9 protein-coding genes, 1 rRNA gene and 1 pseudogene are annotated in these 10244 nt (G+C 40.4%); 2 read left to right on the plus strand and 9 right to left on the minus strand.

Annotated elements, in window-relative coordinates; all coding sequences use genetic code 11:
- Positions 1-322 precede the first annotated feature (322 nt).
- The 3 genes from B1201_RS16655 to B1201_RS17035 all read right to left on the minus strand — a co-directional run bounded on the left by B1201_RS16655 (position 323) and on the right by B1201_RS17035 (position 2708).
- Positions 323-1612, minus strand: coding sequence for a glutamate carboxypeptidase (locus B1201_RS16655; protein ID WP_078194521.1), 1290 nt, complete (start codon positions 1610-1612; stop codon positions 323-325).
- Between the two features lie 488 nt (positions 1613-2100).
- Complete coding sequence (locus B1201_RS16660) at positions 2101-2496, minus strand: tautomerase family protein (RefSeq protein WP_078194522.1); 396 nt, start codon at positions 2494-2496, stop codon at positions 2101-2103.
- Between the two features lie 35 nt (positions 2497-2531).
- Positions 2532-2708: a hypothetical protein gene (locus B1201_RS17035; protein WP_171263829.1), complete on the minus strand. Its 177-nt coding sequence runs from the start codon at positions 2706-2708 to the stop codon at positions 2532-2534.
- Between the two features lie 259 nt (positions 2709-2967).
- Between B1201_RS17035 and B1201_RS16665 the strand changes: the two genes are divergently transcribed.
- A complete protein-coding gene (locus tag B1201_RS16665; protein ID WP_078194523.1) occupies positions 2968-4008 on the plus strand; it encodes a TauD/TfdA family dioxygenase in 1041 nt (346 codons plus the stop codon).
- A gap of 92 nt (positions 4009-4100) precedes the next feature.
- Here the strand turns inward: B1201_RS16665 and B1201_RS16670 are convergent, their stop codons facing one another.
- Positions 4101-5276, minus strand: coding sequence for a PQQ-dependent sugar dehydrogenase (locus tag B1201_RS16670; RefSeq protein ID WP_078194524.1), 1176 nt, complete (start codon positions 5274-5276; stop codon positions 4101-4103).
- A 443-nt stretch (positions 5277-5719) separates the two neighbouring features.
- Here B1201_RS16670 and B1201_RS16675 point away from each other — a divergent pair, with 443 nt between their 5' ends.
- Entirely contained in the window at positions 5720-6301 is a 582-nt protein-coding gene (locus B1201_RS16675; protein ID WP_078194525.1) for a type 1 glutamine amidotransferase domain-containing protein, read from the plus strand.
- A gap of 68 nt (positions 6302-6369) precedes the next feature.
- On the opposite strand, the gene B1201_RS16680 is transcribed toward B1201_RS16675, so the two are convergent.
- From B1201_RS16680 to rrf, 5 genes and pseudogenes are all read right to left on the minus strand, one after another.
- Positions 6370-6681 (minus strand): ankyrin repeat domain-containing protein, encoded by a 312-nt coding sequence (locus B1201_RS16680; protein WP_078194526.1) that lies wholly within the window; start codon positions 6679-6681, stop codon positions 6370-6372.
- 15 nt (positions 6682-6696) lie between these two features.
- On the minus strand, positions 6697-7533 hold the full coding sequence (locus B1201_RS16685) for a hypothetical protein (protein WP_078194527.1): 837 nt from the start codon (positions 7531-7533) through the stop codon (positions 6697-6699).
- A gap of 82 nt (positions 7534-7615) precedes the next feature.
- Positions 7616-8965, minus strand: coding sequence for an MFS transporter (locus tag B1201_RS16690; protein ID WP_078194528.1), 1350 nt, complete (start codon positions 8963-8965; stop codon positions 7616-7618).
- A 422-nt stretch (positions 8966-9387) separates the two neighbouring features.
- Positions 9388-9923, minus strand: a pseudogene (locus tag B1201_RS16695) (DUF4256 domain-containing protein).
- Positions 9924-10134: 211 nt separating this feature from the next.
- Positions 10135-10244, minus strand: a 5S ribosomal RNA gene (gene rrf / locus B1201_RS16700); the annotation flags it as partial.

Consider the following 10244-nt stretch of genomic DNA (forward strand, 5'->3'; position numbering starts at 1 on the left):
GACGGACAGAATGATAATTTAGGTGTTGTACGTTTTGGCTTACATCAGATGCGGATAATAGACACTATTCACGTTATTGGATTACTTTTATATTAAGGTCATACAGCGACAGGATGTCACTGAACATAAAACAACAATGATAAGACAATGAGCAGGAAGCTTAACGGTAGGACAGGAGTTATACCGCTAGAATGAATCCGAAAAAGCCCCGACAGGATGTCGGGGCTTTTTTCATTTCAAATGCTACATAAGAATAGCTCTAACATGAGCCACAACCAAACTCAGGGCAATGGCTCATTAGATCTCACCCAATCGGATACGATTACTTTTTAGAACTCTCCACAATTAAACGCGTCACCAAGTACAAACGCGGTACGATAGAATCTGTCAAAATATATTCAGCTTTATCTGAATGTAATCCATCACCTGACATGCCTAGTCCCTCAATGATCGCGGCTCTCGAACTAACCCCAGCAAAAGCGGCATCAGTACCACCACCCCAAGCGGTCGTTTCAACTTTCATCGGCAGCTTTAATTCGTTTGTGTAAATCTGCTGGGCTGTCGCGGCCAATTTTTTGGCTTGTGGACTGGCTTCTAAAGGTGGTCGACGGACTTCAAATTTGACCTCGACCTGACTTTCCGCCAATTTTTTGGTTTTGACTTTTTGCTTCAAGGTTTTTTCCAACTCAGCAAAATCTTGTGGTTTTAAGGAACGAGCATCTGCCTGCGCTGTCGCATGGTCAGGAATCACATTTCGGGTTTTTCCAGCCGTCGCAACAGTCCAATTCAGCTTTAAACCCGTTTTCGGATTGGATAGATTTTCTAATTGTTGAATCTGAAAAGCCAGTTCTGTCAAGGCATTGACCCCTGCTTCAGGTTTTACCCCCGCATGCGAACCCCGCCCTTTAATATCTAAATAAGCCGCACCAATCCCACTAGTGGCTAACATCAAACTTCCCTCTAAACCACCGGTTTCAAAGGAGAGGACAACGTCCTGATTTTGAGCTGTATCCATAATCAATTGGCGCGAGCTGGGTGAACTGATTTCTTCATCTGAATTAATTAACACCGTAATGGTGCCGTAATCTTGGTACTTCAGCTGTTTCAGCATATCCAAGACATGAATCACTGCAGCAACACCTTGCTTGTCGTCCAAAATACCTAAACCATAGGCTTTATTACCATCTATACGAAACGGTTGACCTTGTAATTGGCCCTTTTGATACACCGTATCATTATGTGCCAACAACATAATGTTCGTTTTACCTTTGCCTTTCAGTACCGCTTTTACAATCGGCCCTGTCTGATCTGGCGCACCATCGAGTTTCATGATGTCTTTGGGCTGAATCACGTTCACCTCAGCCCCTGTGGCTTTTAATTGCTCTGCGACCACCTTAGCAATTTGATTCAAACCCTCAATATCTTTACTGCCGGATTCAATATTGACCAAGGTTTTCAAGGTCTCTAAATAACTTTGCTTTTGACTTTCCGCAATTTGCATAATCTCTTGTGGAGATGCTGCCCAACTTGCTGAAGCACTAAGCGCAATAACGCAGCCTAATGTGAGCTGAAGTTTTGATGTCGTCCGTTGTTGTGTAAGTATTCTTAGCATCGATCTTATTCCCTGTATATTTTTCATTATGAATTTTTAATGTCTGATAAATTAGTTCACCATTCAACCAATTAATCGCAAAAATATGTAACACCGCTGATGAAGATTTTAATCACATCAAAACCAGCTTCCTGCTGTTTTAAAAGCGGTTTAGATAATATGGATGCATAGATCTAACGGTCGATAGCCTTAATGCTGTGCAATACATTGACGCGACGGACAGAATGATAATTTAGGTGTTGTACGTTTTGGCTTACATCAGATGCGGATAATAGACACTATTCACGTTATTGGATTACTTTTATATTAAGGTCATACAGCGACAGGATGTCACTGAACATAAAACAACAATGATAAGACAATGAGCAGGAAGCTTAACGGTAGGACAGGAGTTATACCGCTAGAATGAATCCGAAAAAGCCCCGACAGGATGTCGGGGCTTTTTCGTTTAGGCTTCATGAAAGCAACAATCCATGTATTTGCACAGACTAAACATCCACCTGAAAACCTAAATCAACATCACAGGCGGCTTGACCACCTCGAATCCCCCAATTTTCTAGAGGGCTTTCACGTAAGGTAATGATGATATGGTCTGCTGGAATACCAAATTCCACCAAATTTTGCACCAGTAATTGATATAACTTACGCTTGGTTGCTAAGGTTCGTCCCGCAAAACAATCAATGGTGATATGCGTAAAGCGCTCAGGCTGCGTCAAATGATCAAACACCTGAAACCGATGTGGCGCATGCACTTGCAAACGTATATTGCGGTCATATCGAGGCAATTGAAAACTCTGTTGTATGGCGTCAAAGACAGCATTTATCAGCTGTTGCTCTTGTTCTATGCTGTATTGCATCCGTATATCGATTTGTGTTGCAGGCATGCGCGAAACTCATTGTTGTTATTTAGATCACTACACTAGCAGGATTTAGCGACGTTCTGCTGTAGGCATTTACCTACAGCACTTGCAGTATTTACGCCTGTAGCCTCAACAGCAACGCGCCTATAGTAAGAACATACAGAGACAGGATGTCTTGCAATAAAAATAAATAATGCACATGCAGCAGGAACGCTGATCGGTATGACAGGAGTCATATCTTTAGAATGAATCTAAAAAGCCCTCGATAGGATGTCGAGGGCTTTTTTCATGTCGTCATTCATTCAACGATCGCGCTCTATTCGTCGAAAAATCGCAATTTATCAACAATACTTACATCGCAACAGTAAAACTGTACTTATAATCGGCAGAGAATTTAGACAGAATAACGGCTGCGAGTTCAGCAGCTCGAACTGTCAGCGCTTAGGGATTAGGCGACAACAATAAAAATTGAATTAAAAAATTAGAGAATGACCTATGCAATTGCAACAGCAACAACTGAATAGTTTTACCCGAATTTTTCATGCCGCTCCAGAACACAATAGCCCGCAAGATCTTGCACAATATATCGGCGCGCATCGACAAGAGCTTTTACAACAAATCCATGAAAATGGCATCTTACTGTTTCGTGGTTTTAACATCGAGCAACCCGAACAATTTAACCAACTGATTGAACAATATTTCCAGTTTACCCCATGGAATGCATTTAACCCCAATATGCCCAGCTGGGTTGCATCATGGATGCGAAAATACAGCGAGAAATTGCTCGGCGCAGGTGACTACCGTCGTTATATCGACCGCAACACAGTGCAATTGGGTCCAGTCGAAAACTCGGTACAAGGCCCGCATGTTGAAGGTGGCGTGCGCTCAGAACGCTCGCGTTATATCGCCTTATTCTGTCAGGAACCTTCGACGTATTTGGCAGAAACTGGGTTCAATAACTTAGAGCAAATTTGGGAGAATTTTCCTAAATATCTACAAGAAAAATATCTCGGCGCATGGAACCATTTTTCTTATGTTTCGGCACGTGAGGTGGGACTATTTGACCGATTATTGCTGAAAAAGAGCCCGTTTAGTTTAGAGATTCGACAAGATAAAAAAGCCAAACTAACCTTGCAGCGTTCGCCACTGGTGATTCATCACCCCGATACAAAAAAGCATGTGATTCAGCCGTGGGCTTTTGCCAATAATACCAATCCATTTACCCATCAGGCCGCGAAAAATTGCTTTGAAAATCGAGGGGAGATTGAAATCGATTCAACGGCGGACGGCATGCAACTGACATGGGAAATTTACACGCCAGAAGGTCAACAAATTGAATGGAACGATACCGAAAAACAGCAATTTTTTGATGCGATGTATAAAGATGCTCTGCTTTTACAATGGCATAAAGGCGATGTTGCTATTGTGGATAATATTAAAATTGCGCATTGGCGGATGAATGGAGAACAGGGAAATCGTAAATTGATTCAAATTCAAGCCAATGCATTTAATGCCGATGAGCACTATGCGGCTTAGCTGACGTATTTAAAATTCGTGTAGGCCTGTATGTGAGAAGCCCCGTAGGGGCTTTTTTTTATTTTTTGAATTTTTTGTTTATTTTTTAGTCGCTATTTCGGCTCAATTTTGAATAACCATGCCTTTTCTCCATCTTCAATGCCCCAAATACTGCCATCTTTGGCTTCAATGAGTCCACGGATACGCTGTGGCATGGCAATTCGTTGTGTTTCTTGGACAGGTTTAAGCTCTGTATCAACAATTACAATCGCTTGTGAAGATAAGCCACCAATCAGGGCCTTATTTTTCCACTGTGGGAAACGATCGCCCTGATAAAACATCAGACTGGATGGTGAAATCACAGGTGTCCAACTGATGAGCGGCGCTTCAAATTCAGGCCGTGTATGATGATCAGGAATCGGTTGATCATCATAATGATCGCCATTCGACACATGCGGATAGCCATAGTTTTTCGCACGCTGCACGAGATTTAACTCATCACCGCCTTTCGGGCCCATCTCAGCCACCCAAAGCTGCTGTTTTGCATCAAATGCCATGCCTAAAGGGTTACGGTGCCCGAAGCTCCACACTTGCTTTGCAACCTCGCCTTGGGTCTGAAATGGATTATCTGCAGCAGGTGTTCCATCACTATTTAAGCGCAGCACTTTACCCAAATTTGACTGCAGATCTTGTGCAGGATCAAACTTCTGACGTTCGCCCGAACTCACCCATAATTTTCCATCTGCGCCAAACTGCATTCGGTGTGAATAATGGCCTTGACCTTCTACTTTTGGAATTTGCCTCCAAATGATTTTTCGCTGTTTTAAACTTGGCACAGCTTCATTGAGGTTTAAAGTGGCTTTTTCGATGATAGCGCCATAACCACCCTGTCCTGTTTCTGCATAGCTCAGATATATCTGATGATTTTTTTCAAACTGCGGATCAAGTGCAATATCACCTAAGCCGCCTTGTCCGCCATAGGCAACTTTAGGAAGGTTTTTCACCTGTATTTTCTGCTGGTTTTGAGGATTAAAGATGATCAGTTGACCTTTTCTTTCAGTCAGCAATATACGGCCGTCTGAGAGCGGCTGGATGGCCCAAGGCTCATTAAATTGAGCGATTTTTTGTATTTTAAAGCGCTGTTCTTGCTGGACTTGTGCAGAATTTTGAGCTTGGCTTGGTGTTTGATCTTGTGCTTTAGATGTAGTGCTTCCTGCATGGCATGCGGCGATCATCAGGATGCCGACGATAAGGCTAGGCGTTCGAAAATATTGTAAGCATTGTTTCATTTACTGTTCCCTTCCCTTTTATAATCATTTGATTCTAATCAATTAATCAGATGATTTTTCTTTGCAAAGGTAACAGAATAATTTTGTACGTTTTGGCTTACATGACATGCAGAAAATTGCGGCTTTCCAAGTTTCTGAAACAGGCCTAATCTACAGTTATCAGGAGACAGGAAGTTTCCGAAACATAAAACAATAACAATAAGTTTCTGCATCAGGATGTGAGATATGACAAGGAGTTGTATCTAGAACACGAAATACGAAGAAAACCCCAACAGGATGTTGGGGTTTTCTTTTTCTAGCTGATTTTTAAAAGTTCGCTCTAATCTAGAACTTTCGCATAACATCTCTGTCAAAACTTCTTACAGTTTCCTGCGAAATTATTACATACCCAAATCCGTCAGCTTGTTAGCGTGGTAGACAATCCTCATTGCAAGGAGTCAATCATGACTTTAAAAGCTTTAGTGATAACGTCAAATGTCGGTGTTGAACATGACGAGCTGATCCAACCATTAAATTATTTAAATGAAAAGGGAATTGAAGCCATTCATGCCGCTATTAAGCATGCGGTTGTCCAAACAGTAAAAGCCGACAAAAAGGTCGAAGCTGAAGTTCAACCCAATGCCCAATTGAGCAGCGTAAATGCTGAAGACTATGATGTGTTAGTAATTCCAGGCGGAACTGTCAATGCAGATCATCTACGGATCGATGAAGATGCACTGCGACTTATTCAAAACTTTGCTGACCATCAAAAACCTATTGCTGCAATTTGTCATGGTCCTTGGGCGCTCATTAATGCTGAACGAATTCGTGATAAAACTCTGACGTCTTATAAAAGTATTCGTTTGGATTTGGAAAATGCGGGTGCACATTGGGTCGATGAGCAGGTGCACCGCTGTAATACGAGTGGTTGGGTGCTCATTACTTCTCGTTGTCCAGATGACTTGCCTGCGTTTAATCAAGCGATTCAGCAGGAGCTTGAGCAACAGCAACAGCAACAGCAACAGCAACAGCAACAGCAACAATAATTCTAAAATGAAAATACCCGCATATTGCATGCGGGTATTTTATGAATCTACTTTATAAGATGTATGGCTTACAAATTTTTTAAGTATGCCACTACATCATCATTGCCTGCCATTTCTGCAAGCTCTAATGCTGTGTATTGGGTCTTATGCTGTACATTTGCACCTTTCTCTACCAACAGCTTCACTACGTCTAAATAGCCATTTTCTGCTGCTGCATGCAGTGCGCTATAGCCTTCGTCATCGGCAGAGTTTACGTCTGTGCCATTTGCCAATGATTTTTCGACTTCTGCAAGTTCACCTAAAGATGCCCAGTACACCAGTTCAGGCAGATGCAGTTCTTCATCATCTTCAGGGATTGGGGAGAATGAGTTGAGTTTCATAATGCAAACCTTAAATTATTTTTTAAATAATGGGTTATATCTTGCCATAAGTTCTTCCTCTGAACGTCCTAGGATTGTTGATAATTTTTTGAAATCAGGTAAAGGACATTCTGAAAGTAACTCAATACTTGTACTCCTTCCATAATTCAAAATTGAGCCAAAATTTTTTAAGCATTTCATGTCAACTGCTTTTTTGGATATTAATGGCAGTTCATTATTAAGTGATTCAAGTTCAATTATTAAGTCATCAGTGTATCTAATTACAATTTCAGTTAAATCAATTAAGGCCGCAAACTTGCTTTGATCCACTGATTTATCTATTAACTCTCTAGAAACATCAAAATAAGTTAAATTTTGAGGAATTTTATTAATTATTTGCGCCTTAACTTCATCATTGAGCTCATTTCTTTTAGCCCATATTGAAACTAAATTTATATAGTTTTCAAAAATTGTTCTTAAATAGGGTATATGAGAAAATTTTGAAGGGCTGACATTTTCAATAAACGCTAACTCTTGATATTCTAAATTATAGTTTTTTTTATTTAAAAGTATCGTTGGTATATTAAAAATTCGCTTATAAGGATCTTTATTCACTCCTTTAATGTAATTTTGTTTAATGGCAAGTAAATCTTGCTGTACTTCATTTGAAAGTAAAATCCATTTATTAATTATATTTAGCTTTTCCTTTTCAATACCAAGTTTCTCTTGTCTTAAATAAACCTTATACCCAACTATTGCACCAATCAATGAGGAAAAGAGTGCCATAGCTATTGGGAAAATATAATCTTTAATAACATTGGATTCTTGTTTAAGTTGCAAAATTGCTTCAGCTATTAATTGTTCTTCACTCATTTCTTTAATTTATTTTTAAAATTAAATTTTATAGCATAAAAAAGCCCCCTTACGGAGGCTTTTCTTTTTAAAGAATCACAACTTAAGCTTTGGCTGTAGATGCTTCTTTAACATCAATCTTATCACTGTCATTTTCATGCATAATCAACGCAACCGCGATCGCAGTAATCAGTACAGGTAAACCTACCGCCATAAAGTTGAAATGCGCAGGTAAGTTCATACCGAGCAAACCACCAATCAAAATCGGGCCTACAATTGCGCCCATACGTCCAATTGCAGAAGACCAACCAATACCCGTCGAACGTACAGCAAGTGGGTAATACTGCGCCACATAGCTGTACAGCAGCATTTGCGAACCAATAGATGCTGCACCTGCCAAGAACACCAAGATGTATAGCATGAACTGATTAGACTGGAAGCCCATCAAGCTCATCACAATCGCGCCCATCATACCCAAAACCATCAGCACAGGTTTTAAATGGAAATGGTCAGCCAAAATGCCACCGCCAACAATACCCATAACTGCGCCCACGTTCATGACCATCATGAACATTAAGCTGTTATCCATAGAATAACCGGCTGCCATCATCAGTTTTGGCAACCAGCTGCTCAGCGCATACATGGTCAATAGGCACGTAAAGAACGCCACCCAAAACAATAATGTATTTACGGCACGACCACGGCGGAACAAACTCACCACGTTAGCAGCTTCAGGTACATTTTCTTGTGGTAAAGTGAACACTGTATTTTCAGTCACTTTCACTTCAGGCGCTAAGCGCTTCACGATACTGCGGGCTTTTTCCTGTTTGTTTTCTTTCACCATAAATGCCAAAGATTCAGGTAAGAATTTCCAAATCACAGGTAAAAGGAAAAGTGGAATACCTGCAATAAAGAACATGATTTGCCAACCAAAGTCAGGGGTGAACCATGAACCTAAAAGTGCCGCCATCACACCACCGACTGCATAACCACTAAACATCGTCGTTACTAGTGTGCTACGCATCTTCTGCGGCGCGTATTCCGACGTTAAAGCCACAAGGTTAGGCATTACACCGCCAATCCCTAAACCAGCCAAGAAACGCAAAATACCAAATTCTGTTGGATTTGACGCAAAACCACCGGCAAAGGTCAAACCACTAAATAAAACAATACAGATCATGATGACTTTTTTACGGCCAATCTTATCTGCTAAAGAACCAAAGAACATGGCACCAAACATCATGCCTGCGAGCGCAGTACTGGCAAGCATCCCCGCTTGCATTGCAGTTAAGCCCCAGTCTTGCATCAATAATGGTAAAACCACGCCATTAATCGCTAAATCGTAGCCATCAAATAAAATAATCAATAAGCACCAAGCCACTACATTGAAGTGGAACGGGGTAAATTTAGCCTTATCGACTACAGAATTTATGTCTATTTTTTCCGTTGTCATCGTTCTCATCTCCCATGAGTACTTGTCCATAACATTCATTGAATTTTTAAGTAAAATTCAACAGCCACGGAATATACGGAACAGTAATTTCTAGGGATATTAGACGTATGTTTAATAAATCGAATTGCTTATAAGTGCATGTTAATTGTGTTATTTTTCATGTTTTAGTTTAATTATTAAACATTATCAATATATGATTATTTAACTGATTTTTTTAAATCATAATATCCTAGTTTTTAGGTCTAATTCTTCTATTCTTTCATTAAACTTCAGAACGACACACCATCATTTATTTCTATCTTTAGTTTAGAAAAATTTTAAATGTCTAAAAAACAAACGTAATTACATCTTTAGAAAAGCCCGTTTGAACGCTCTTGATTGTTTTAAATGCATTGAGAGCACTGAGATTAAGCGATCACTAGCTAACAGCGAAATCGACGAGACGCATAATATGACTGTGCACCATTATGGTAGCTAAATACATGATAATAACGTCGGTCACAAAACAGTGCCGCGCCCTTTTGCCGAATATCAACTGGCGTCAAAATCCAGCTCGAAGTCTTTAAATCGAAATGAAAAACTTGCTGTATCGCTCGATAGTCCTCTTCTGTCAGAAGCTGAGCACCGATGTCTCGAACCATGTCTATTACGTTATTTTTGGGAGGATGATCCTTCCGATTCTCCAAGGCATCACGGTCATAACACAAGCTTCGTCTAAGCTTTGGTGACTCTAAGCTGCAATCATAAAATATCAGGTCATGAGATTGCCGATTCAGCGTCACAATATCTGGCTCACCGCCTGTATTTTCCATTTCGATTAAAATTTTTAGTTTTGAGGGCTATGCAATCAATTGTTTCTTACATTATCCCAAATTAATTCTGGATGACGCTGCATATTTGCCACAAAGCGTTGCTGCAATATCTCTAAAATAGACACTTCATCGAGATTTTGGAGCATATGTACATCCTATTCTTTTTATACATTGAGACCCTACTTCACTATAAAGAATATAAGCTCACCTTGATGTAAATTTTTTGCGCTGTTTAGCTTTCTTCTTTTTAAATATCTCTCGTTTTCCTATTTTGTGCTTTTGCTTTTCTTCTTCCCTCTTTTCCCTCACGCATAAAAAAACACCCCCTGGACTAGTCAGGGGGTGTTTCGAATAATGAGCTGGCGATGACTTACTCTCACATGGGTAACCCCACACTACCATCAGCGCTAAGAGGTTTCACTTCTGAGTTCGGGAAGGGATCAGGTGGTTCACTCTTGCTATTGTCG

It is taken from the genome of Acinetobacter sp. ANC 5600, from assembly GCF_002018395.1.
Lineage (GTDB): Bacteria > Pseudomonadota > Gammaproteobacteria > Pseudomonadales > Moraxellaceae > Acinetobacter > Acinetobacter amyesii.

Excerpts from the sequence above, each read along its gene's own strand:
- B1201_RS16655 (WP_078194521.1), bottom strand. The coding sequence starts at position 1,612 with ATGCTAAGAATACTTACACAACAACGGACGACATCAAAACTTCAGCTC.
- B1201_RS16660 (WP_078194522.1), bottom strand. The coding sequence starts at position 2,496 with ATGCCTGCAACACAAATCGATATACGGATGCAATACAGCATAGAACAA.
- B1201_RS17035 (WP_171263829.1), bottom strand. The coding sequence starts at position 2,708 with ATGACTCCTGTCATACCGATCAGCGTTCCTGCTGCATGTGCATTATTT.
- B1201_RS16665 (WP_078194523.1), top strand. The coding sequence starts at position 2,968 with ATGCAATTGCAACAGCAACAACTGAATAGTTTTACCCGAATTTTTCAT.
- B1201_RS16670 (WP_078194524.1), bottom strand. The coding sequence starts at position 5,276 with ATGAAACAATGCTTACAATATTTTCGAACGCCTAGCCTTATCGTCGGC.
- B1201_RS16675 (WP_078194525.1), top strand. The coding sequence starts at position 5,720 with ATGACTTTAAAAGCTTTAGTGATAACGTCAAATGTCGGTGTTGAACAT.
- B1201_RS16680 (WP_078194526.1), bottom strand. The coding sequence starts at position 6,681 with ATGAAACTCAACTCATTCTCCCCAATCCCTGAAGATGATGAAGAACTG.
- B1201_RS16685 (WP_078194527.1), bottom strand. The coding sequence starts at position 7,533 with ATGAGTGAAGAACAATTAATAGCTGAAGCAATTTTGCAACTTAAACAA.
- B1201_RS16690 (WP_078194528.1), bottom strand. The coding sequence starts at position 8,965 with ATGACAACGGAAAAAATAGACATAAATTCTGTAGTCGATAAGGCTAAA.